General features: G+C 32.3%; 22 protein-coding genes. 6 read left to right on the forward strand and 16 right to left on the reverse strand.

Annotated elements, in window-relative coordinates; genetic code table 11:
* Positions 1–26: 26 nt before the first annotated feature.
* Both ACVC3Y_RS16400 and ACVC3Y_RS16405 read right to left on the reverse strand, forming a co-directional pair.
* The gene (locus ACVC3Y_RS16400; protein WP_452227476.1) at positions 27–1,667 is read right to left on the reverse strand and encodes a 4Fe-4S binding protein; all 1,641 of its coding nucleotides are present in this window, start codon (positions 1,665–1,667) and stop codon (positions 27–29) included.
* A gap of 12 nt (positions 1,668–1,679) precedes the next feature.
* Entirely contained in the window at positions 1,680–2,981 is a 1,302-nt protein-coding gene (locus ACVC3Y_RS16405; protein ID WP_452227477.1) for an NAD(P)/FAD-dependent oxidoreductase, read from the reverse strand.
* Between the two features lie 258 nt (positions 2,982–3,239).
* On the opposite strand from ACVC3Y_RS16405, the gene ACVC3Y_RS16410 reads away from it, so the two are divergent.
* The 5 genes from ACVC3Y_RS16410 (at position 3,240) to ACVC3Y_RS16430 (ending at position 8,112) form a co-directional block, all read left to right on the forward strand.
* Positions 3,240–3,956 carry a DUF547 domain-containing protein gene (locus tag ACVC3Y_RS16410; RefSeq protein WP_452227478.1) on the forward strand — a complete coding sequence of 239 codons (717 nt, stop codon included), beginning with the start codon at positions 3,240–3,242 and terminating at the stop codon, positions 3,954–3,956.
* A 36-nt stretch (positions 3,957–3,992) separates the two neighbouring features.
* Positions 3,993–4,913 (forward strand): hypothetical protein, encoded by a 921-nt coding sequence (locus tag ACVC3Y_RS16415; protein ID WP_303420532.1) that lies wholly within the window; start codon positions 3,993–3,995, stop codon positions 4,911–4,913.
* An 82-nt stretch (positions 4,914–4,995) separates the two neighbouring features.
* Positions 4,996–6,000, forward strand: a complete 1,005-nt coding sequence (locus tag ACVC3Y_RS16420) for a glycoside hydrolase family 113 (RefSeq protein ID WP_452227479.1) — start codon at positions 4,996–4,998, stop codon at positions 5,998–6,000.
* Complete coding sequence (locus tag ACVC3Y_RS16425; RefSeq protein ID WP_303420528.1) at positions 5,997–7,265, forward strand: BamA/TamA family outer membrane protein; 1,269 nt, start codon at positions 5,997–5,999, stop codon at positions 7,263–7,265. Before ACVC3Y_RS16420 ends, ACVC3Y_RS16425 begins: the two co-directional genes overlap by 4 nt.
* Positions 7,266–7,374: 109 nt before the next feature.
* Positions 7,375–8,112, forward strand: a complete 738-nt coding sequence (locus ACVC3Y_RS16430) for a metallophosphoesterase family protein (RefSeq protein WP_452227480.1) — start codon at positions 7,375–7,377, stop codon at positions 8,110–8,112.
* 6 nt (positions 8,113–8,118) lie between these two features.
* On the opposite strand, the gene ACVC3Y_RS16435 is transcribed toward ACVC3Y_RS16430, so the two are convergent.
* The 14 genes from ACVC3Y_RS16435 to ACVC3Y_RS16500 form a co-directional block, all read right to left on the reverse strand.
* Complete coding sequence (locus ACVC3Y_RS16435; RefSeq protein ID WP_452227481.1) at positions 8,119–8,868, reverse strand: TIGR04283 family arsenosugar biosynthesis glycosyltransferase; 750 nt, start codon at positions 8,866–8,868, stop codon at positions 8,119–8,121.
* Entirely contained in the window at positions 8,861–9,736 is an 876-nt protein-coding gene (locus tag ACVC3Y_RS16440; protein ID WP_452227482.1) for a DUF547 domain-containing protein, read from the reverse strand. The genes ACVC3Y_RS16435 and ACVC3Y_RS16440 overlap by 8 nt, the downstream gene beginning before the upstream one ends.
* 56 nt (positions 9,737–9,792) lie before the next feature.
* On the reverse strand, positions 9,793–10,686 hold the full coding sequence (locus tag ACVC3Y_RS16445; RefSeq protein ID WP_452227483.1) for a sterol desaturase family protein: 894 nt from the start codon (positions 10,684–10,686) through the stop codon (positions 9,793–9,795).
* Between the two features lie 159 nt (positions 10,687–10,845).
* Positions 10,846–11,658 carry a purine-nucleoside phosphorylase gene (locus tag ACVC3Y_RS16450; protein WP_452227484.1) on the reverse strand — a complete coding sequence of 271 codons (813 nt, stop codon included), beginning with the start codon at positions 11,656–11,658 and terminating at the stop codon, positions 10,846–10,848.
* The gene (locus ACVC3Y_RS16455) at positions 11,651–12,262 is read right to left on the reverse strand and encodes a TIGR04282 family arsenosugar biosynthesis glycosyltransferase (protein ID WP_452227485.1); all 612 of its coding nucleotides are present in this window, start codon (positions 12,260–12,262) and stop codon (positions 11,651–11,653) included. The genes ACVC3Y_RS16450 and ACVC3Y_RS16455 overlap by 8 nt, the downstream gene beginning before the upstream one ends.
* Positions 12,263–12,282: 20 nt before the next feature.
* Positions 12,283–12,816, reverse strand: a complete 534-nt coding sequence (locus tag ACVC3Y_RS16460; RefSeq protein ID WP_452227486.1) for a rhodanese-like domain-containing protein — start codon at positions 12,814–12,816, stop codon at positions 12,283–12,285.
* A 17-nt stretch (positions 12,817–12,833) separates the two neighbouring features.
* A complete protein-coding gene (locus tag ACVC3Y_RS16465; RefSeq protein WP_452227487.1) occupies positions 12,834–13,661 on the reverse strand; it encodes a metallophosphoesterase family protein in 828 nt (275 codons plus the stop codon).
* Entirely contained in the window at positions 13,646–14,980 is a 1,335-nt protein-coding gene (locus tag ACVC3Y_RS16470; RefSeq protein ID WP_452227488.1) for a sodium:solute symporter, read from the reverse strand. Before ACVC3Y_RS16470 ends, ACVC3Y_RS16465 begins: the two co-directional genes overlap by 16 nt.
* A 15-nt stretch (positions 14,981–14,995) precedes the next feature.
* Complete coding sequence (locus ACVC3Y_RS16475; RefSeq protein ID WP_452227489.1) at positions 14,996–16,441, reverse strand: SusD/RagB family nutrient-binding outer membrane lipoprotein; 1,446 nt, start codon at positions 16,439–16,441, stop codon at positions 14,996–14,998.
* 10 nt (positions 16,442–16,451) lie between these two features.
* On the reverse strand, positions 16,452–19,640 hold the full coding sequence (locus ACVC3Y_RS16480) for a SusC/RagA family TonB-linked outer membrane protein (protein ID WP_452227490.1): 3,189 nt from the start codon (positions 19,638–19,640) through the stop codon (positions 16,452–16,454).
* A 41-nt stretch (positions 19,641–19,681) separates the two neighbouring features.
* Positions 19,682–20,368 (reverse strand): TIGR04282 family arsenosugar biosynthesis glycosyltransferase, encoded by a 687-nt coding sequence (locus tag ACVC3Y_RS16485; protein WP_452227491.1) that lies wholly within the window; start codon positions 20,366–20,368, stop codon positions 19,682–19,684.
* 40 nt (positions 20,369–20,408) lie between these two features.
* Entirely contained in the window at positions 20,409–21,464 is a 1,056-nt protein-coding gene (gene arsS, locus ACVC3Y_RS16490; RefSeq protein WP_452227492.1) for an arsenosugar biosynthesis radical SAM (seleno)protein ArsS, read from the reverse strand.
* 56 nt (positions 21,465–21,520) lie between these two features.
* The gene (locus tag ACVC3Y_RS16495; RefSeq protein WP_303420506.1) at positions 21,521–21,856 is read right to left on the reverse strand and encodes an arsenosugar biosynthesis-associated peroxidase-like protein; all 336 of its coding nucleotides are present in this window, start codon (positions 21,854–21,856) and stop codon (positions 21,521–21,523) included.
* An 81-nt stretch (positions 21,857–21,937) separates the two neighbouring features.
* Entirely contained in the window at positions 21,938–23,392 is a 1,455-nt protein-coding gene (locus ACVC3Y_RS16500; protein WP_452227493.1) for a membrane dipeptidase, read from the reverse strand.
* A 132-nt stretch (positions 23,393–23,524) separates the two neighbouring features.
* Here ACVC3Y_RS16500 and ACVC3Y_RS16505 point away from each other — a divergent pair, with 132 nt between their 5' ends.
* Complete coding sequence (locus tag ACVC3Y_RS16505; RefSeq protein WP_303420502.1) at positions 23,525–24,766, forward strand: cation:proton antiporter; 1,242 nt, start codon at positions 23,525–23,527, stop codon at positions 24,764–24,766.
* The last annotated feature ends 1 nt before the right edge of the window (position 24,767 follow it).

A 24,767-nucleotide genomic window follows, 5' to 3' on the forward strand; every position in this document is an offset into this window, starting at 1 on the left:
TTAAATTTAAAAAGAAATAAAGCTAACTAGTTTTTATTTAGTAAGTCCATTAGATCTACATCGTTACCTAGTAATATCTCAGTCGGATTAATTCTTCCATCCATACTATCATTTTCTAATTTTAACACACCTCTTGGGCAAACCGCAGAACAAACCCCGCAACCAACACAGCTGGACCTTACAATGTTTTCTCCTTTTTGTGCATAGGCACGAACGTCAATTCCCATTTCACAACTGTTAGAACAGTTACCACAAGAAATACATTGTCCGCCATTGGTAGTAATTCTAAATCTTGAGAATAAACGTTGTTGAATTCCCATAATAGTTGCCATTGGACAACCCATTCTGCACCAAGCTCTATTTCCTAATATTGGGTAAAAACCTGTACCAATTACTCCAGAGAATATGGAACCAATTCCAAATCCGTAAAAAGTACGTAATGCGCTATCGAAGTTATAGGTGTTTTGGTTTATACCGAAAGAAAAATAGCTAGCGTTAATTTTTATCTGACTTAAATCGAAAAAGGAAAAGAAAATTAAAAAAGCGATGGTTAATACATAAAAACCAATAGCACCTCTAAACGCACTTTTGTTTAATTCTTTTCTTTTGAAATATAGAATTCCAGCAAGCAAAACAGTTAAGAAAACTCCAATACTAATTAAGAATACATTTTTTGTGAACCAATATTTTTCGGAATCATAACCTAAATAGGTAGAGATTACGGCAACAGTGGTTACCACAGAGAATACAAGAACAGAATTAATCATCCAACGTTCAAATTTCCATGCTTTAACTCCTTTGTCGCTTAATTGCCTAAAAGAATCTCCAGCAGTTTCTGCTAGTCCTCCACAACCACAAACCCAGGAGCAATACCATCTTTTTCCATATTTATAAGTTAAAAAAGGAGAGATAACAAAAATCATGACTACTCCTAAGATTAAGAAAAATAGTCCAACGGTTTGTGCATTTATAAATTGATCCACTCGCCATTGATCAAAGGCATAGTAGTTTAAAGGCCACATGTTTTTAAGGTCGTTGTAGGGTAAGGAGAAATCATCAGAATTTAAACGCGCCATTAATTCTGGAATTACAAATGCAAAAGCAGTTTGAAAAAACATAACCGATGCAGTACGTAATTGTTGATAGCGATTGTGTCTATATTTTAGCATAAACTTGTAACCAAAAGCTAATATTGCTACTGTGTATAAGGTACCGTAAACAAACCATTGACTAGCATTATTACCACTTAAAAGGTTACTTAAAGGATCGAAAAGTGCAATTAAACCAGTATTTGCTGCACCATCTACACCAAGGCCTAGATATTGCGGATAAAAATACAGAACAATATAAAATACCGTTAATACCACACCTAAAGCCCAACCTAAAACACCACGAGAGGAAATAGACTTAAACCAAACACCATCATTTTTTATTCCTTCTAATTTATGAAGATATGCCTCTCTAGAATATAGAATGGTACCTCCTGTAATTAAACCTAAAGAAATCGCTAAAAATACTGCTCGATTAGGAAAGTTAATATTAAACAAAGCTAACACTAGGATGCATAAACCAACTAGACCAGTGGCTAATGCTAATTTTTGTTTTGTAGTTATGTTTAAGGCGTCTGGTGTTGCCAAAGACATGCTATGATCGATCTTGTTACTCATTATTTTTAGGGATTATGCGGTTTGTAGTTTGTTTGTGTAAGCAAGGAGAATTTCTTTCTCAAAGTGCTTATAAAATTCCGGATCAAAATTAGCTTCTGCTAGATGTTGCATTACAAAATCTATATCCCGTTTTTCGGTTAGCCAACGGTCAAATACTTCATGACGCATTCTAATTCCGAAAGTATTAATACCAAGAAAGGTATTGTCTACCGTGCTATAACAAACCGTAATACATTTGGTGTCGTCTTCGTGTTTCCAATGAAAATGTGCTTCATTTTCTCTAGGTTTAGAAAATACCCAACCATAGGTTTGGTATTCAATATCTAAAAATTTTGCCGAGTTAAACCAATGTCCTGGTTTGTATTCTGTAGGGTTTCCACAAATAGTTTGTGCTAAAGCTTCTCCCATCATTCTACCTGTATACCAAACGGCTTCAATAGGTCTTCGCTCTCCAATACCACCTTCACGTTGCTCTGCGCAATCTCCAATAGCATATACATTAGGAATATTTGTTTCTAGTTTTCTGTTTACTAAAATACCCCTACCAGTTTCGATATTAGAAGTTTTTAAAAATGCTATATTCGGAGAAACTCCTGCCGTTAAGCCAACCACATTACAAGCAATTTCCTCATCGGTTTCTGCAATTACTATAGATTTAACTCTTCCGTTTTCATCCGATTTTATCTCTTTTAAATTGGTAGATAAACGCAAATCAATATGGTGGTTTTTAATGTGTCTATTAATCATAGCGCTTTCACCTTCAGGTAAAACGCCATTCCAAAAACTATTTTCTCTTACTAAAAAAGTAACTGGAATACTTCTAGAATTTAGCATTTCTGCCATTTCAATTCCTATTAAACCACCACCAACTATTACCGCTCGATTGCAAGCTTTGTTATTTGGTGCGTTTTCTTCTAAAGTATCTAAATCTTGTTTGCTATATAAGCCTTGAACACCTTTTAAGTCTTGTCCTGGCCAACCAAATTTATTAGGTTTACTTCCAGTTGCTAGTACTAAAGTGTCATATTGTAAGCTGTCTCCTTCTGTAAATTGTAGGGTTTTAGTGTCTGTATCTATAGTTTCTACAAACCCTTTTTTTAGTTCTATTTTGTTTTTTTTCCAAAATGAATTTTCATAAGGTTGTGTATGCTCAAACTTCATATGTCCCATATATATGTACATTAAAGCGGTACGAGAAAAGAAATAATCAGTTTCTCCAGAGATGATAGTGATTTTTTTATCCGAATTTTTTCGAATGTGTCTAGCTACTGTTACACCAGAAATTCCATTTCCTATAATAACTACATGTTCCATATTTAGGTTGGTTTTAAATTGTACTGAAGGTTAGGTCGAGATACAAGATAAAAACTTAATTGGTATTCCATATTTAGAATTAATATAAATTGGATTGAGATGTAAGGTTTTTCAATGCATGTAGACGTTGGTTTTTTTTATTTTTTTTGAAAGTTTTAAGAAACATTTAAGACTGAAGCAAAAGTTATTACGATTTTGAATACTGTTTTTGACTGGATTTTTTCAGCAAGACGTCTACGAATTAAATAAAATAATACTATGAAAAATACCATACTAATTGTGTTTGTTTTGCTAGGAAGTCTTTCCGCAAAAGCACAAAACTTAGAAACTTTTTTTAAACAAGCAGATAAGTTTTTGCAAGCAAATGTTGTAAATGGAAAAGTAGACTACGAATCTATTAAAAAGGATACAAAATCACTTAACGAAGTATTAGAGCTAGCAGCAAATATTACTATAAATAAAGAAGACGCTAAAAACTATCAGGCATTCTGGATAAATGCTTATAATTTATCAGTTATTAAAGGGTTAGTAACTAATTATCCTACTAAATCCCCATTAGAGGATAGCGGTTTTTTTGATAAAACAAAATACACTTTAGCAGGAGAGAAAGTAACCCTAAACACCATTGAAAACACGCTGCTAAGAGCTCCGTTTAAAGATCCTCGTTTTCATTTTGTTTTGGTGTGTGGCGCAGTTGGTTGCCCTCCATTAATTAGTAAAGCATACCTGCCAAGTACCTTAGAAAAACAATTGCAAAAGCAAACAGTGTTAGCTTTAAATGGAACTTATTTTATAAAAATAAACCCTAAAAAGAAACAAGTAGAGGGTTCTAAGATTTTAGAATGGTATAAAGAAGATTTTACTAAAAACGGAACAACTGAAATAGAATATATAAACACGATAAGAACAGAAAAAATTCCAACAGACTATACGTTAACCTACTTTGAATATGATTGGAGAATTAATAAACAGTAATGAAGTAATAAAAGAACAATAATGAAAAATATAAAAATGAAAAAAACACTAGTCTTAGCAATCGCATTAGTAATTAATTTTGCTGGTTTTTCTCAAGAAGAAGACCAAAATGAAGGAAGCAATATTCAAACTTATACACCTTCTAAATTATTAAAAAAAGGACAATGGGATATCAAGTTTTTTAATAGCCTGTATACACAAACAAAAACTACAGGTGATGGTACAGGAAAATCTTTTGATATTGATAGACAAAATTTTTTCACAAATACCACAGAGGTTTATACAGGAATAAGTAAAAATTCTAGAATAAATGTAGGTTTAATTATTCAGGTTAGAGCAAATAATTATGGAGGACAGGACGCCTTTAGTGTTTTTGATTTTGAAAACAATGGAATAGACTCTAGAAGTGGTTTAACAACTATTGCTCCTTCTATACGTGTACAACCTTTTGCTAGTGTGCCTAATTTCTCTTTTACAAGTTCTGTATACTTTGCCGTTTTTGAAGATAAAGATGTACCAGCATATTTAGATAAGAGAAGTACTTTTTGGGAAACGAAATTTTTCTATGATAAGACTTTTGGTGGTGGAGACTGGCAGATATTTACAGAAGCCGATTTTGGTTTTAATTTTGGAGAAACTACTACAGATGCCTTAGAAAGTGGCGATGCTGTTAATGTGGGGGAGCGTTTTGCTAATAATAGTTTGTTTTTGCCTGTAAGTGCATTTCTAAGTTATTTTCCATCTTCTAAATCTACATTATTTGTAAATGCCCAACAAGCCTTTTTAATGGATTTAGGAAATGAATTTGAACAAAATTATACCCAATTAGGTTTTGGTGGGAAATACCAATTAACGCAAGCATTAAACATAGAAGCCTCTTATGGTAAAATTGTAAGAGGAAATAATTTTCAAGGTTTAGGAAGCACTTTTAGTTTAGGACTTAGAGCGTTATTGTAAAATACGTTTAATAATGAATACATGCATTCTCCCGCTGTATTAGCGGGATCTTTTTCTTATATTTCATGAATAATTTGAAAGAATGAAATACTGTAAATTTTTTTTAGTTTTTCTATGCTGTGCGTTGCAATCCTGCACATCGCAAACAAAAATTAATGGCGTAAGTTTTGTTGCTTCTAGAACTGCTGTTACAGAAGAACATGTAAACCCTGTAGCCGAAATTCATGCCAATTATGCAGCAGTAATGCCTTTTGGGTTTATTAGGGATCTAAATAATCCCGAAGTTGTCTACAACACTAAAAGGCAATGGTATGGAGAAAGTAGAGTTGGTGTAGAGCAGTATGCTAAAAGCTTAGAGGCTAAAGGCATAAAAATAATGATTAAGCCTCAAATTTGGGTTTCAAGAGGACAATTTACAGGTTACATTAAAATGGAAAGCGAAGCCGATTGGCAAAAACTTGAAACATCGTATTCTAGTTTTATATTGGAATATGCCAAATTAGCGGAAGAAATCCATGCAGATATTTTTTGCATTGGCACAGAATTAGAACAATTTGTAAATCATAGACCTGAGTATTGGAATACTTTAATTATTGCTATTAAAAAGATATATAAAGGAAAACTCACTTATGCAGCCAATTGGGACGAATTTAAAAGAACCCCTTTCTGGAATGCATTAGACTATATTGGAGTAGACGCTTATTTCCCTGTTAGTGAAAGTAAAACACCAACTATAGAAGAATGCTTAGAAGGTTGGAAAACACATAAGCCAATAATTAAAGAGATTGCTGATGCTTATAATAAACCAATATTATTTACCGAATATGGATACCGAAGTGTCGATTTTGCAGGGAAAGAACCTTGGAATTCCGATAGAAGTATGGATACTGTAAATTTTGAAGCACAGAATAATACTACTAAAGCGCTGTTTGACACTTTTTGGAAAGAAGATTGGTTTGCTGGAGGTTTTTTATGGAAATGGTTTCACGATCATGAAAATGTAGGTGGCGAAAATAATAGTCAATTTACCCCTCAAAATAAACCAGTAGAAGGTATCATTAAAGCACATTTTGAATCCAATAAATGAAAATAACTTATATAGCATTTATACTTTTTTTTTCTTTGTTCTCGGCTTTTTCTTTAGCACAAGAGCAAACAGTTTTAGATGTGAAAGTACAAGGAAACAAAAAACTGAAGTCTTCATTAATAAAAAAAATATCTAAAGCACAAGCAGGTAAAGTTTTAGACTCTATGATTTTAGAGGAAGATATAAAACGCTTAAAACGTTTACCTGCAGTATCGCATGCCTATTATCAAGTTTTTCATTCTCACGATAATAGTTATAATGTGTTTTATACTATAGAAGAGAATTTTACTATTATTCCATCATTAAGTATCTACACAACTAATGATGATGAATTTGCATATCGTATTGGTTTGTATGAATTTAATACTCTAGGCCAAAACATTATTTTTGGAGGTTTTTATCAAAAAGATATATTTAGTTCTTATGGTATAAACCTTAGAGCTCCTTTTTTATTTAGTCGAGCCTTTGGTTTGGCAGTTAACCATCAAGATTTAAATACAGAAGAACCTGTTTTTTTTAATAATACTTCAGCAAATTACAAGTATAAAAATAAATCCTATGAGGTTTTAACACTTTATCAACCTAATTTTAATAATCGTTTTGAAGTAGGTCTTAACTATTTTCTTGAAGAATATAAGTATTTAAATGGAGCAACAAGCCCTTCGGTTCCACAGGGGTTTTCCGTAAAAAAGCTATTGTATAAAGGGATTTATGAATATAATAATTTAGACTATTATTACCAATATGTGTCTGGATTTAAAAGTTTGTTTAATTTTCAATATGTAACTTCTACAAGTAAAGATGTATCCAACTTTTTAATTGGATGGAATGATTTTCATTTTTATAAAAGAATAGGTAACAAAGGAAATTGGGCAAATAGATTGCGTCTTGGTTTATCTAGTAATGATAAAACACCATTTGCACCTTTTTCTGTAGATAATAATGTGAATTTAAGAGGCGTTGGTAATACGATTGATAGAGGTACAGGTGCTATTGTTGTTAATACCGAATATAGACAAACACTATTAGACAAAAATTGGTTTGCAATTCAAGGAAATGCTTTCGTCGATGCCGGTACTTGGCGAAATCCTGGTGGTGATTTAAGTGATTTTAGTAAGTCAAAAAATATTAGAGTTTTTTCTGGTATTGGTTTTAGACTAATACATAAGCGTATTTTTAATGCTATTTTTAGAATAGATTATGGTTTCGGAATTACAAAAGGAGAAACACAAGGTCTGGTTTTTGGTATCGGACAGTATTTTTAGTAATCAAAGATCCTAAAATTAAAGATTTATTAAAGTAATATTACCTGCATTTTAAAAAAGGAATACCAATATTTACTGTTCGTTATCAATTTTACAATAGAATTATTAAATGAAACATTATAGAACACTGGCAATTGGAGATATTCATGGCGGGCTAAAAGCATTAGAACAACTATTGAGTCGTATTGAAATAACGACAGATGATGCTTTTATTTTTTTAGGAGACTATGTAGATGGTTGGAGTGAGGCAGCACAAGTGATTCAGTTTCTAATAGAGTTTTCAAAACAAAATCATTGTACGTTTATAAAAGGAAACCATGATCTTTGGTGTGAACAATGGTTAGAAACAGGCAGTATTAATCAAACCTGGTTGATTCATGGAGGAAAAGAAACCATAGAGAGTTATAAAACCTTCTCTGAGACCGATAAAAAAATACATCTCCAGTTTTTTAAAAACATGCGACTTTGTATGTTGGATGATAAACAACGGCTGTTTTTACACGCAGGATTTACCTCACCACATGGTATTGGAAGAGAGATGAATAAAGCAACTTTTTATACCGATAGAACACTTTGGGAAATGGTACTAGCTATGGATAAAAGTATTACAAAGAATTCTTTATTGTATCCAAATAGGTTAAAGCATTATTTCGAAATTTATATTGGACATACTCCAACTACAAATTTTAATTTAGATGTTCCCACCAATGCTGTAAATGTTTGGAATGTAGATACTGGTGTGGCCTTTAAAGGCAAGCTTTCTGCATTAAATATTGATACTAAGGCTTATTTTCAAAGTGATCCTGTGTATACCTTATATCCTAATGAAAAAGGAAGGAATAAATAGAATGTTTTAAGCAATATGTTTTTTGTAATAGGCATATAAATCTTCTGCTGAAGCACCAAACCCTTTTTTGATATAAATCATTAAAAAGTGATATTGTAATTTCCAAACCCCATGTTTTTTATACAATCTTGCTGAGGTTCTTATTTTTTTATTTAGCACAATAAATTCCTTTTTAGCATACAGTTTGTTTATTAAAATAATGTCTTCATAAATAACATAGTTTTCACTAAAACCTCCAATACTATTAAATAAATCCTTAGTAATAAACAGACTTTGATCTCCTCCTCTACAGGCTTTCCAGTTAAACTTTGTAAACCAACTCGCCAAACGTAACCACCAATGATTGCTGTTAAATTGCATCCTGAAACAACCTGCTAGGTTGTTGTTTTTTACAGCATTAATAATGTATTGGTCAAAGTTTTTTGGCGGAAAAGAGTCTGCATGTAAAAAGTAAAGAATGTTTCCGGAAGCATGTTTTGCACCAAGATTCATTTGTTTCGCTCTTCCTTTTTCTGAAGGAATTATTTGAATGCCCGGTTGCATGTAGTCGTTACCTATTAAAGACTTCTCAACTACTTTCGAGATGCTAGTTTTAAAATTACGAACTATTTCTTGAGACCCATCTGTGCTTCCTCCATCCACAACAAGTATTTCAATATTATTTTTTCGAGAAATATTTTCATATAAATGGGATAGCAGATTTTTAATAGTATCTGATTCGTTTAATATTGGAATGAGGATAGAAATTTTATTCATTCAAATCCCAATTGTAATCTTTATAACTCTTTTTTGCGTTGGAAGAAATATTTATTTCTGTATAAGTGTTTAAGAAATCAATAAGATTCCCGTTTTGTTTAAAATCTTTAGAAAACCATTGAAAAATTTTTGAAATCTTAATAGTATTTGAAGAAATCTCGTTTCGATTATTATCTGCTAAAAAACCTTTGGTAGCCGCTGTTAATTGTGCTTCTAATTTACTTGCAGTAAAAGCTTCGTTTTGTAATTTCGGACAAGAATATGATGCGCAAACAATTGCAAAATGTATTCTTGGTTCTTCCATTTTTCGTAAAATTTGATGCTCAATTTCATCAAGATTATACCATTTATTGCCAAGTTTCCATAAGCGTTGCTCCCACGGGTCTTTAATATCTTTAATGCTCTTTACGGGATAATTTCTAATAATTAAATCTACGGTCATAGCATTGTAGGCATTTATCCAATATGCTAGTTTATCTTCTTTTGTCCATGCTTCATTTGGCATGTTGTCAGCTAAAGAATCTATGTAAATACGTAATTCGGTTGAGTTTTTTTTAAAGGATACGTAGTTTACATTACCAGTTTCGGTTACATTTTTATGTAATAATGTATTCCATGTTTCGTGGTTAAAAGTTTCTTTAATATTATGTTCTATACTGTTTGCTACTTCTAATTTAGCTGGTTGAGGTGATTCGGGTATTTCGTTTTTAATAAGTTCTTCAACTTCAACTTCAACTTCAGGTGTACCCTCTTGGGCTTTTATAGTAGTAGTTTCTTCTTTTACATTCTCGTTGTTGTTTACTACTTGTTTTGTAGAGGAACAAGAACTGATTAGAATAGCAAAAAAAATCAGACTAAAATATTTCATAGTATTTGTTTCTCTATTCGTCAAAACTTATTGAGTTACCTTACACAAGAGGTGCGTTATTTAGAAGTGTTTTTATTTATAGGATATATTTCTTGACTAATAAAATTTTTTGGAAAATTTTCGTCACCTTCAAAACCAAGTTCGATATCTCTACCATCATAAGGAATGTGGTTTGTTTTAAAAATGTAATCCCAAATACTTAATGTAATTCCGTAATTAATTCCATATGTAACCCCTTCTGGTAATTCTTTTACATGGTGCCAGATATGCATTTTAGGATTGTTAAAAACATATTTTAATACACCGTAATCCCAACCTAAATTTGCATGATTTAAATGTCCAATAGTAATCGCAAAAAAGTGAACGATTGCAACATCTTGTGCGTCAAAACCACCAATAATTGCTAGCGGAATGTATAGCATAGATTTATAGAGTACTGGCTCCATCCAATGGTAGCGTAAGTGTGCAGCAAAGCCCATTTCTTTTACAGAATGGTGTACTTTATGAAAGTTCCAAAACATGGGTATGCGATGTAGTAATCGATGCGTATTCCACTGCATAAAATCACTAACCAAAAAGAAAATAAATAAGCCTAATGCTCTTGGTAAGTTATCTACATCAAATAATTGGAAGCTAAAAATAGATAGATTAAAAGCACCTAAAATATCATCAAAAAAAGCAGCTGCTGTATTCGATAAGGCAATAAGAACAATTAGATTTAGCAAAAAGAAATTGAAAAACATGTAAAAGGTGTCTAACCAAAAATCTTTTCTAAAAACAGATTGATTTTTTCGCCATGGAAATGCAATTTCTAACCCCCAAACCACTAAAGAAATAATTATTAATCCGTAAAAATAATTGTCCCAATGGTTAATAGAAATTAGTTCATTTTTTAGGTAGTTAAAATACCCAGAATAGGAATTTTTTATGATGTCTATATATTTTTCCATGTGATGCTTCAGTCGAAAATGTAAGGTAAAAATAACATTTTTTTATTTTCGTTTTCTTTTACGTCATTTCTTAAATCAATAGAGCCATTAGAGAAATAAATAGTTTGTTCCTCTAATGGCTATTAGATAGTATTAAGATTTAATCTAAGACTATTTCTTTTATAGATTTTTTATTAATTCTTTAAATAATGTAATCATGTTTGGTTCTGCTTTTGCAGCCATGGCAATAATTTCATCAATGTTTACTGGTTTTAGGTTTTCTGGATCACATTCATCTGTTAAGACAGAGACTGCGGCAGCTTTTAAATTTAAATGATTTGCAACAATAATTTCTGGAACGGTACTCATACCAACAGCATCTGCACCAATAATTTTAAGCATTCTATATTCTGCTCTAGTTTCTAATTGCGGACCTACAACACTAACGTAAACACCTTCGTGTAGTTTTATATTATTTGCTGTTGCAATAGCTTTAAAACTTTCATTAATGTTTGCATCATAAGGAGCGCTCATGTCTGTAAAACGTTCTCCAAGTTCTGAAACTCCTTTAAACGCTAGAGGAGAGCTACCTTGAAGATTTATATGGTCTTCAATGAGCATCAACTCCCCTTTTTTAAAGTTGGTGTTTATTGCACCAGAAGCATTAGAAACTAATAAGGTTGTTATACCTAATTTTTCCATAATACGAACAGGGTAGGTGACATCTTGTAGTGAGTAACCTTCATATATATGAAAACGGCCTTGCATTACTATTACTTTTTTACCTTCTAATTCTCCATAGATAAGTTTTCCTTTGTGAAACTCTACTGTAGCTGTTGGAAAATTTGGAATATGATTATAGCTTACTTCTTTTAAAATGTTTATTTCCTTTAAAAGTTGCCCAAGTCCTGTACCAAGAATAATTCCTATTTCTGGTTTTTCAAAACCTTTTTCTTGAAGATATTCTACGGTTTCGTTTATATATTTAATCATGTGTAATTAATAGTTTTTTTAATGTGGAATTATGCTCCATATCTTCAAAAGTATCAATATCATTTAACTTTTCCAGATGGTAGGTCTTAAAATTTTGTAAATCTTTTATGGTGTTATTAAAAACCGTATCTGTTCCCCATTCTTTTGTTTCAAAAACGGAAGGTAATATTGTTTTCATTCCTAAAAGATAATATCCTCCATCTTCAGCAGGACCAATAACTGCATCGTTTTTATCTAAGGCTTTAAAAGCTTCGTTTAGGTGTTTGGGTTGTAAGTCGAATAAATCACTACCAACAATGACAATTTTTTTATATCCAGCAGCAAAACCTGCCTTAAAAGCATTTTGCATTCTAACACCTAAATCGTTTCCTTGTTGTTGGTGTTTTTGGTAGATTTTGTTATCCCAAATATCTTTTTCTCTAATGCTAACCGAGTAATACACCGCTTTGTCGCTGTCTATGTTTCTAATGGTTTTTTCGGTGTGTTCTAATAAAAAGGTGTAGATGTTTAAAGCAGATTGGTCTCCAATCGTTTTTGCTAATCGTGTTTTTACCTTACCTAATTCTGGGTTTCTAGTAAATGTAATGATTAAATTTTTGTGCATTTAGTTGCTTTACGTTTGGTTTAATTGGATTTGTTTTTTTTCTTCTTTTTTTTAGGAGTTTCTTCATAAATTTTTTCTCCTTTTTCTAGCCATTTACTCCATTCTTTATTGAAGGTGTGAATCTTTTCTGTTTCTTTTTCTTCGGAATCGATCACGCTAAAATCTTTGTTTTTCCATTCAAAAATACCTCCATATAAATTGTAGACATTAGTATATCCTGCTTCTTTTAGTTTTTCACCAACGGTTTCACTTCTAATACCTAAAGAACAATAGACCACAATTTTTTCGTCTTTATTAGGATATTGTTTTTCTACGGAAGCAATATCAAAATGATCATAACCAACAGAAACAGCATCTTTTAAATGACTTACCTCATATTCTTTTGGCTCTCTAGTATCTAATAATATAGCGTTAGTTTTTGGCATGGCGAGTTCTTCTACACTAATGTATGGAATGCCTTTGTCATTATATTGTTTTAATAAATCTTCAAGATTTTTTTGTGCTAGCATTGCTGTAGATAAAAAAGTGAAAAGAATAATTAATGTATATTTCATGTGTGTTGTTTTTTGCATTATAATGTTATCCCAAAACCTTGTAATCCACTTTCGATTGCAGGTAAAATTTCTGTGTTATCCCAAATTCCAGTAACAATAGTTCTGGCATATTCTTCTGGTAGAAAACCGTTACTCATTAATGTGTTGGTTAACTTGTAATTATAGTCGAGATTGTGATGTGTAAATTTCATTTCGCCATGTACTTCTTCTAAAATTGCATACCATACTTGTGGTGTTCCATCGTTTGCTGGCATACCAATTACACCAGGATTTAACCATAATTTATTGTTTTTTTGCTGATAAAAAGGTAAACCACAATGTCCAGCAACAATAACATCACTATTGGTTGCTTCTATTGTTCTTTGTTTGATAGACCAATCTGTAGATTTGAAGATAAATTCAGATACATTAAAATAGTCACCATGTACAACCGTTACTTTTTTATTTGCATAGTTAAAAGTGATGTGATCTGGAAAAGTAGCTAAATAATCTATAGCATTTTTACTAAGCTTACTTTGGGCAAATGGATACCATAATTTTGAAAAGCCATCACAACGTGAACCTGCAGTGAAATCACATCCACAATCTGCTTCACCTTCTGTTAATTGAATTTCTACATTTCCTAAAATGCTTTTTGCTTTCCATAGTTTTAAAAGTTGAACCGTTTCTTCAGGTTGCGCACAATAGCCAACAATGTCTCCTGTACAAATACAGTTTTCTGGTGCAATTCCTTTTTGTTCAGCAATAGCTTTAAGGGCTTCTAAAGCTTGAAGATTGCTATAAATACCACCAAAAAGTAATACTTTACCGTTTAATGTACCAATATGTTTTATTTTTTTATCCATCTAGGAACGAAATATATAAGGTTACAACTGAAAATTCCCCAAACATTAATCCAAAGTAGGTCTGCATAGCGGCCTTGAGTAAAAATTAAAGCATTAGGAAAAGCTTTAAATATTAATAATAAACCAAAAAGTATACCACAACCAATACTTAGGTAAAAGCTAATTTTTGGTACTTCATATTTCCAGAATAAGAAAATGGGTGTAAGTCCGATAACCATCGTTCCAGAAATAGTAGTTGCGGATAGTATTTCAGCATTAAAAAAGATTGGAATGGTACCCAATACCGCAATACCAACCATTGCAAATCTTCCAAAAGTTAGATTTTTGCCTAAGCCTAAATCAACCGCTAATAATTTAGAAAAAGAAGAAAAGGTAGAGTCTAATGTAGATGCAGCTGAGGTAATCATAATAAAGTTTATTACTAGTAATATTACTAAACCAAATGCTTTACCTACTTGAACAGCTGCCTGTCCTTTTATGCCTTGTGTTTTTGCATATACACCAATCAAACTAAAAAGAACAATGCATAATGCACCAAAAAAGCTAGCCCATAAAAAACTTTTCCTAGTCACTTTTGGGGAGCTAATAAAAGCTCTATCTGTTAAAACAGGATCATGAAATGGATAGCTAAAGGACTGAATAATTGCCGCAAAAAATAAATTTAAACCCAATTCAAAACTCCAAGTTCCAGAAGTTGTTATGTTTTTTGCGGTAAAGGTTTCCACCGAAAAAATAGTGTAAAGAATTATAATTAGTAATACCGAAAATAAAACCATCTGTATGACATCTGAAAAAATAGAACTGCTTAAACCACCTTTTATAGCGTAGCTAAGGGTTAGTACAGTAAATACAATTATTGCAGTATAATAACTGGTACTTCCTGTTTCCCCAAAATAAGAACCTATAACCATGGTGTTACTCCATACCTCATTAAACAATCTAATAATGATTAGAAAGGTGAATATAGCAACTGCTTTCTTGCCAAATTTACTAGTTAAAAAATCATGTATACTTGTGTAACCTCCTTTGGTTCGTAATTGGTAGATCAGTACACCTGCAACGGCAAAACTCAAGTAGTATCCTGCATACGCAACACCACCAACAAGTCCGAAATCTAAACCTAAATTAGCAGCAACGGTAATACTTTTTGCAAAAATCCAAGAGATTATTAAGCTACCTGTTAACACTAAAACGTTTGGTGACTTTTTGTTATGCGTTGCTTTAAAAAAAGCATCTGTTGTTTTTGCATACGGAGATAGTAAAAACAAGATTAAACTTGATCCTACAACTAAAAGCCATTGCCAATTTTCTGTACTCATAAATTATTTTTCCTTTTAATTTTCATTCCACCAAACCGGAAAATTAATATCATTACCATTAGTTGCTGTTGCCGCTTGGTTATAATTTTCTGCATTTAAGGCTTCTTCTTCTGCGGGATATGGCATTCTAACTGGAATTAATCCATTATTCAAACTTGCTGAAATAGCATTAAATTCAGGGAAACCTGTACGGTTATATTCTATCCATCCTTCATACCCATTAATTAGATTTGCAATCCACTTCTGTGTAATTATTTGTTGTAATGGTGTTGTCCCTACTGCATTAAAAGCTGCATTCCCTGTTAAATAGCTAGCAGGTAATTCGGTTTGCCAGTATTCAAAAGCTTGTATAATTCCAGTTTCGTATAACTCTTGTGCGTTAGCAGAAATATATCCTTTAGTTGCGGCTTCTGCTAAAATAAAATAGACTTCCCAGGACGTCATGAAATTAGCATCTAAAACCGAAGTGTCTTCTCTAAAAGCGCTTCCTCCTAAAGAATAATCTGCTAAAACAATAGAAGTAGAAGCAGCATCAATACCATTAATTAGTCCGTTAAATTGGTTAGAAGTTGCGTTTTCAAAAGGTTTGAAAAAGGTGTTTATTCTATCGTCATTTAAGTGGGATAAAATTTCTTCCATCGTTTCTGATAGTACAAAGTTATTAAAATCTCCAACGCGTAATTGTGCTAATCTAAAGCTATTAGGATCTGTATTTGTAAAATTGAAAATAGCATTTTCCGCTGTGGTTGAAATAAAAAGACCTTCGTTATACAGGTTTTGTATGTCTTCAGAAACCTCTATTTTGCTTGAAATTCTTAGTAAATATTTTAGTTTTAAACTATTTGCAAATATGATCCATGCGTTTAAATCGCCATTAAATAAAATATCTCCTTCTAACGGAATAGATAAATTATAGTTTTCAATGGCAGCAATACCTTTATCTAGATTATCTAAAATCCCTCCTTCTTCTAAGTAAATAGTTTCTTGTGTGTCATAGGTTGGAGTTACTGTTAAATCTATACCGTTAAAAGCTTCAAAATAAGGAACGTCACCAAATAAATCGGTTAAACCAGCAGCCATATATGCTTTTAAAATTAAAGCAGGGCCTTCATAAACTTGAAAGGTTGCAGTAGATCTAGATTGGTTTAAAATAATTTCATTATCTCGTAAATTGGTGTAGAAAATTGGCCAAGGATTCCCACCTAATTGTGGTGATTTTAAAGCATGTCTATCAAATAAATTAAAATCTAAAGCGGTTCTATGTTGCGATAATAAATCGCCAGCAACAAAACCTTCGTAGCTCATATTTTCTCCAAAATCGTATATTACTTGACGTAGTAATAAACTAGGTTGTACGGTGTTTGGCGCATTAGGGTTGGTGTTAGTCTCTTCAAAATCTTTGGTGCAACTTGTAGCTAAAACAAGAGTAAAAAAGCTAAATATATATAGTATGTTTTTCATGGTGTCTCTATTAAAAATTTAAACTTGCTTTTAATCCAAAACTACGGGATGTTGCATAACTCATGTCTTCTACACCACTAATAAAACCGTTTCCTTGAACTGCTAGTTGTTCTGGGTCAAAATGCGGATTTTCGGTAATAGCAAAGAGGTTTTTTCCAATTAAAGAAATACCAATGTCTCCTCCATTTTTTAATCCTAAAAAACCATCTTTTACATTAAAAGTATAGCCAATAGAAAATTGCCTTAGTTTTAAGTAGGAAGCATCATAGACATTGTTTTCTTCGTGGTTTCTGTCGTAGTACTGTCTGTAATAACTTTCTGCAGAAATAGCTACTGTGTTAGGTTGTCCAGATTGTGTAACACCTTCGGCAATAATACCTTCTTCTGGTCTATATTCGGTTTCCGCTAGTTGTCCGCCAACATTTCCTAAAGCACTAGTTCTTGATACTATTTCTCCACCTTGTCTCCAATCCAATAAAAAGCCTGCAGTCCAGTTTTTATAGCTAAAATTGTTATTCCATCCTAAAGTAAAATCGGGGTTGTAGTTTCCTAATTTTTGAAGGTTATTATCTGCAATAAAGTTTCCATTATCATCGATAATAAATTGTCCGTTGTCATTTTTCAAATACCCAGTTCCGTATATATCTCCAATTTGTCCACCTTCCTCTACTTGAAACCAAACGGTTTGATCTGCGCTATCATAAATTCGGCTGTATGCCAAAGTTAGACGACCATTTTCTTGTGGTAACTCTTCAATAGTAGCTTCGTTTTTTGCAAAATTAAAGGTGCTGTTCCATTTAAAATTAGTATTTCTAATAGGAGTAAATCCTGCAATGATTTCTATTCCCGAAGCTTTTACTTTTCCTCCATTAACCACTTGTTGTTCATAGCCTGAGGAAATAGGAATTGGTAGTGAAATAATTTGGTCTTTAGTGGTTGCATGGTAGTATGTGAAATCAAAATGAATTCTATCTTTTAAGAAGCGTAGATCTGCTCCAAATTCATAACTAGTGGTACTTTCTGGTTTTAGATTAGCATTAGGAATAAAATCTTGATTACTAAATGTAGGTTCACTATTAAAAGTGGTTTGCGAAATGAATGCGCCTGAAGTTTGATACGGATCGGTATCATTACCAACTTGAGCAATACTAGCTCTTAGCTTTGCAAAAGATACTGCTTTAGGAAGTTCGATAACATTAGATAGAATAAAACTTGCGGAAGCAGAAGGATAGAAAAAAGAAGTGCCATCTACCGAAAAAGGTGTAGCTAAAGCACTAGACCAATCGTTACGACCAGTAATATCTAAAAAAAGAAAATCTTTGTAGCCTAATTTGGCAATACCATAAAAAGAATTAATACGTTTTTCAGATGTAAACTGAAAGACTTCAATAGGAGAAGCTGCATTGTTTAAATTGAAAATTCCAGGTTGTGCTAAGCTAACCGTTTGTGATTGTTTTGTTGATTCTTTCTGGTTTAATCGGTTTCCACCAATAGATGCATCTACTTTAAAATCACCAAAGGTATTGTTGTAGTTTAGTAAAAAATCAGTATTAACTTCTCTGTAAAAGACATCATGTTCTGCGTAAGCTCCATTTTGAAAACGATTACTAGAATAGGCACGTTTTAGTATTCTTTTTTCAGAAGAATAATCCATTCCTGTTCTAACTTGTAGATTGAAATGCTCTGTGAATTCCTGCTTAATAGCAAGGTTTCCAAACACACGATCTCTATCAAAACTATTGGTGTTTTCATATAAAATAAAATACGGATTATCAAAAAACGTATAGTTAAAACTATATTGTTGTACGCCTTCTAAACCAGGTTGCCAGTAGTTTTTTAAACTGTTAATGTTTAAGCTTCGTGGTCCCCAAGCAACCAAACTATAATTTACGTTTTCACTTCCGTAACCATTAGAGGGTCTATTATCACTAGTAGCATTTGTATACGATATAGAAGTAGAAAAAGTAGTTTTTTGTGTAGGCTCAAAGTTCAGTTTTACAGCAACCGTTTGTCTGTCTAAATTCACACCGGGAATAATAGATTCGCTTCGTAAATCTGTAAAAGATAAACGATAATCACCAGTGTCAAATCCGTTAGCAATTGCAATATTATTTATGGTTGTAATTCCAGTTTGGTAAAAATCTTTTAAGTTATCTGGATTCGATTGAAACAAAGTAGGTGTAATCGCATCGCCAGAGTATAAGGCAGTATCTCCACCACGAACAATAGTTCCGTTTGCAAGTGTTACAGGGCTATTAAATTGCGGAACAAAAATACCTGCATCTAATTGTGGTCCCCAAGAATAGGTGATGTTGTCATTAATACCTCCTCCAAGACCATCTACATATTCAAACTGTCCAGAATTACCTTGTCCGTAACTATTTTGAAAGTCAGGCAATCTAAAAGCATTTTCAATAAATAGAGAAGAATTAATGCTAATACCTAGTCCTTTAGTTTTTTTACCATCTTTGGTTTTAATTACAATAACTCCGTTAGAAGCTCGTGTACCATATAAAGCAGCAGCACTTGGTCCTTTCAATACAGAAACCTCTTCAATGTCATCTGCATTTACTTCCATGGCGCCATTTCCGAAATCTATTTCTTGAAAACCAGCAGCAGCTTCGTTCGTAAAGTTAAAAACGGTATTATTATTAATAGGTATACCATCCACCACAAAAAGCGGATTGTTATTAGAAAAGGAAGATTCTCCTCTAATGGTTATTTTTGAGGATGACCCAACACCTGTTGCACCTTGAGAAACAGTTACGCCTGCTAATTTCCCTGCTAAATTATCTATAAAATTTACAGATTTCACCTCGTTAATGGCTTTGCTTTTTATAGATTGTACTACGTAACCCAATTCTTTAGTGTCTCTTTCTAACCCTAAAGCAGTAATAACTACCTCGTCTAAACTAGATGTGTCTTCTATTAAAGTCACATTAATTACCATTTGTTTATCTATTAAAATTTGTTGTGTTTTAAAACCTATAAAAGAAAAAGTTAGACTTTGTGTTTGATCTAAAATGCTAATGGAATACTGTCCGTTTTCATCCGATATAGTACCATTATTTTGGCTAGCTAAGATGTTTACGTAAGGTAATGTTTGTCCGTCTTGTGCACGAATTGTTCCAGTAATTGTAGTTTGTGCAAAGCTAAATGTACATACAAAAAGCAAAGCACATAAGTAAATGTGTTTCATTAAAAAAAGATTAGTTTCCGTGATATATTGGCTAAAAGCCTTTAGTTTTTAATAGAAACTAATAGAGGAGATCCTTTGTTAAAATAGCAATTGTTGCCTTGTAATCTATAAAAAGTGGATAGGTATATAGGTATCGCTTTCGCGGAAATACAGAGTCGTAATAATAGTGTTTTTAGTTCTTTAGAAACCGTTTTGAAGCTGTTTAAAATAATTTTCACATCGTGAAAAGAATCGATGTCTTTTAAGGTTTCTAAAATTTGGAATTCATTTTGACTAGAAACGAATAACCTTAAGGTTGCTGTTTTTAATGTAGGAGTTTGCCACGGTAGTTTTTTAAATGCTTCCGCTTTAAAGGAAGCTTTTGTTAAACCCATTAAATAAAAGCCGCCATCTTGCGAAGGACCAAATACACATTGGTTGTGAATTAGTTTTCGGTTGGCTTGCTTTAAATGTTTCGCTTTTAAATGTGGGGTATCGTTTCCTATAGAAATAATGTTAGTAAAACCTTTATCAAAAATCGCTTGAATGGCATTGCTAAATCGAGAGCCAAAGTTGGTGCCTTGTTGTTCTATTTCGGTAAAATGAAAAAAGGGTAAACCTGTTTTTTTAACTTTCTTAATCGTATCGTTTGTAAGTGTTTCAAACAATTTGCTATCTGAAAAAGATTTGCGTTTGGCATCTTCTTTTGCAGAATTAGAAAAAATTAAAATTGCAGTTTTATTAGTCATTTATACATTCCGCGAAAGCGAAAAACTTTTAGTTCTTATCTTAAGCAACAACCCCTTGACAGCTACTTCCTGCTCCAGCAGTGCAGCCATAACAATGTTGAGAAATTACAATATTTCTACCTTCCAGTAGCTCTGTTTTATATTCTGATATATGTTTAGATTTACTGTTGACAGGTAATTCTAGCATTTGGTTAAAATCACAATCAAATAAATAGCCATCCCAACTTACAGACAATGTGTTAGTACACATGACATTTGCAACAGCAGCAGGATTATAAGCTTCCACTAGAGAATACATATAATCTTCATAGTTTTCTGAAGCTATTAAAAAGTCTAAGAATCTTGCGATAGGTAAATTAGTAATCGCAAATAAGTTGTGAAACTGTATACTAAAATCTTCCATCAATGCTTTTTTGAAATCCTTTTCCATAGCAGATTGATCTCCTGGTAAAAAGGCTCCAGAAGGGTTGTATACTAGGTCTAATTTTAAATCGCTTCCTGGCATACCGTAACCAACAGCATTTAGTTCTTGTAATGCTTTTATAGACATGTCGAAAACCCCTTCACCACGTTGTTTATCGGTTTTTCCACGTGTCCAATGTGGCATAGAACTTATCACATGAATGTTATGTTTTTTGAAAAACTGAGGTAAATCGTAATATTTTTTATTTGCACGAATAATAGTTAAATTAGAACGAACAATAAAATCTTTGACACCAATCTTTGAAGCTTCTTCGACAAACCATCTAAAATTAGGGTTCATTTCTGGAGCGCCACCTGTTAAATCTAAAGTATGCGCACCAGTAGTTTTAATAACATCTAAGATTTGTTGCATGGTTTCCTGCGTCATGATTTCTTTTCGGTCTGGACCTGCATCTACATGACAATGCTCACAAACTTGGTTACACATGTAACCGACGTTAATTTGTAAAATTTCTAAAGGTTTCGCTTTTAGCGGAAACTGACTCGTTTCCGAAATTTTGTTTTTAAATGTTGGAAGTTCACCATTTGCAAAAATACCATTAGATAAAATTTCTAATTGTTTATTACTTTTCGCTAAATCACTTCCTAGCTTTTTTAGGGACTTTGTTGCCATTAATCGGGTTCTCGTGTTTGTAATTCTTACGTAAGTAAATCCGTTTGGGTTTTATTTTAACCGTCTAGTTTATTTACTTTATTCATCATTTGTACACCATGCACTAAGGTTGCTCCACTTTTTATCGCAGCACCGACATGAATGGCTTCCATCATTTCTTCTTTAGTAACACCACGTTGTAAACTGTCCTTGGTATATGCGTCAATACAATATGGACATTGTTCGGTGTGTGCTACCGCTAAGGCTATTAATGATTTTTCTCTAGCAGTTAAGGCTCCTTCTTCAAATACTTTACCATAATAGTCAAAAAACTTGTTTCCAAGTTCTTCGTTCCATTCTGTTATTTTTCCAAACTTTCTTAAATCTGCTGGATCATAGTACGTTTTTGCCATATTTATTTTTTTAAAATGTTATAAAAAATGAATATACAGTTTCTGTCGATAAGACACAGAGAACTTAACAAAAAAATAGAATTAATTAAAGTTGGTTTTTAAAAAGGCTTCTGCATTTAAAAATAATACACGATCTATTATTTCTTGTGCAGTGATTTGATTTAAAGAAATTAAATCTTGGGAATGTTCTTTTAGGTAATTGTTCGCTCTTTCTACTAAATATGGCTCTATGTCTTTTACGTTTTCGCTAGTCCATAGTCCTTTAATTGGGTTTACAATACCATCAAAATCGGATCCTATTGCAACGGTTTCCCAGCAAAATAGATTGTTTTTGTTTAATATTTCTGCGCAGTGTTGTATTTGATTCCAGATAAGTATGGACTTGTTTTCAAGACGTCTTTTTTTCTTTGGCATATAAATTCTGGAGCTTTTAATGGCTTTTTTACTTGCTATTCTTCTTTCGTCTAGTTGTAAGCCAAAAATACCTTTAGATTTTGCAATACGTAGTATTTCCGAGTCATAAAAATTAATATCAATATCACTAAATTGGTTACTTAAACCGAAATCTTTTTTGTTCCATTCTTCAATAGATCGTTTCCCGTTTACTGCGCCATGACTTACTACGATTGGGATATTTTGGTTTGCGTATTTTGTTTCTAGTAGCTTATAGTATGTTTTTCTAGCAGCTGTACTCATGTGTTTAACATCTATGAGAATGCGTTTGTTGTTAGTGTTGTCTAAAAGTTTATCTATTACTTTATAACCAAGTTCGGTTATGTCTGTGTTTAGCCCTCTGTTTTGGTTGTCTTTGATTGCTCCAATATTTATGCTTCTAGCATGACCACAAATTTCGTTATAAAAATGATGTGCTAAAGTTACAAAAAGCGGTTTGTGTGCCCATCTTTTTACTGTGTCAATATTGTTTAAAACTGTTTGCTCATCTGCTGAGTTTTCTTTTAGAAGTAATCCGGTTTCAAATGCATGTGCGCCTTCAATACTTGGTATAAGGCTAATTATTTTTCTAGTTTCTGAAGATTTTTCTATGTTTTTTTCTACTTCAGAAAAACTACTAGTCATTTTATAAGTGTAGGTGACATTATCTATTTCTTGTGCAAAATTATGAAGCTGTAGGTAGTATTCGTATTCAAAATTTAAATCTTGAAAATAACTTTTATGGCTTCTAATATTATCAATTCTAGAATGGCTAACTCCAGCTGCAAGATTTGTTAGTATATCCGAAATAAACTTAAAGCCTAGCATCCTGTCTTTTAAGAAATGTTTTTCAAAAGGATATAAAGAAATCACAACAATTAGACAATTTGCTTTTGCTAAGGCTGTTAGATCGGTTTGTGTAAATTTAGTTAAGGTTAGTATTTTATTTACTTGACGTTCTAAGAAGTTTGGAGGACTATAGTGCCAAATAGAGTTTTTTCTACCAGCGTTTAAATGGTTTTGTTTGGTAGGATTGTATTTGTAACTCTTGCCATAAGGCTTTAAAGCTGGGTGACAATGTAAATCTATATATGCCCTTTTCATGTGTTTGTGTTTATGCTGTTAACGATTTAATATTCTTAGTAGGATAGGTTTTTAGCATGCTTGTTTCATAATATGGGAATAATGATAATTAAAAGATATAAATTTTTAATTTAGCAATAAATATATTTTTCTATGGATTATTTTGTAATCGCTTCAGTATTAGTGCTTATATCTGCTATTTTTGGCTATATAAATGTACGATTTTTAAAAATGCCAAACACTATTGGTTTAATGTTAATTACTATTGTGTTTACACTTGCGGTATTTGCATTAAGTTATTTTGACGACACTTTGCTAAATGCCGAGCGATTTATAATAAAACAAATAGATTTTAAAGCAGTTTTATTAGATGTAATGTTAAGTTTCTTACTTTTTGCAGGAGCTTTGCATACTAATTTTGAACAGCTTAAAGTACAACGATGGCCGGTTTTAGCATTTGCTACATTTGGTGTTTTAATTTCTACATTTTTAGTTGGTTTAATAATGTTTTATGCATTACCTATTGTAGGATTGCATGTAGATTTTATTTACTGTTTGTTATTTGGTTCTTTAATTTCACCAACAGATCCTATTGCTGTTTTAGGTATTTTAAAAAAAGCTGGTGCACCCAAGAAACTAGAAACGAAAATTGTTGGAGAGTCTTTATTTAATGATGGTGTAGGTGTAGTAATATTTTTAACCATTTTTAAGATAGCAGACTTAGGTATAGATAATGTTAGTGCTTTAGAAGTGGTAGAGTTGTTTGGTTTAGAAGTTATTGGAGGTATTGTTTTAGGATTAATTTTAGGGTGGATTACGTATCGATTAATGAAGTCAATTGACGATTATGATATTGAAGTAATTATAACTCTTGCGGCAGTTATGGCTGGAACTGTGTTAGCACAAAAATTGCATATTTCTGCGCCTTTAGCAATGGTTACCGCTGGTTTAGTTGTTGGTAATGATACGGTTAGAGATTCGGCAATGTCTGAAACTACGGAGACCTATGTAGATAAATTTTGGGAGTTAATAGATATACTGCTAAATACTGTTTTGTTTGTTTTAATAGGTATGGAAATGCTTGTTTTAACTTTTGAAATGGAGTATTTATTAGCCGGTTTAATAGCGATTCCTTTAGTGTTATTATGCAGATATATTTCGTTATTACTACCAATAAAATTCTTTGAAAAAAAATTAGACTTCGTGCCAAAAACCAATTTAATTATGACTTGGGGAGGTCTGCGTGGAGGAATATCTATTGCTTTAGCTCTAGGGCTTACACAAGCTATGGAGCGTGATTTGTTTTTGGTAATTACGTATGTGGTAGTTGTTTTTTCAATTCTTGTACAAGGAATGACTGTAGGAAAGCTGGTTAAAAAAGTAGAAGTAAAATAAA

Source organism: Lacinutrix cladophorae (assembly GCF_053604645.1).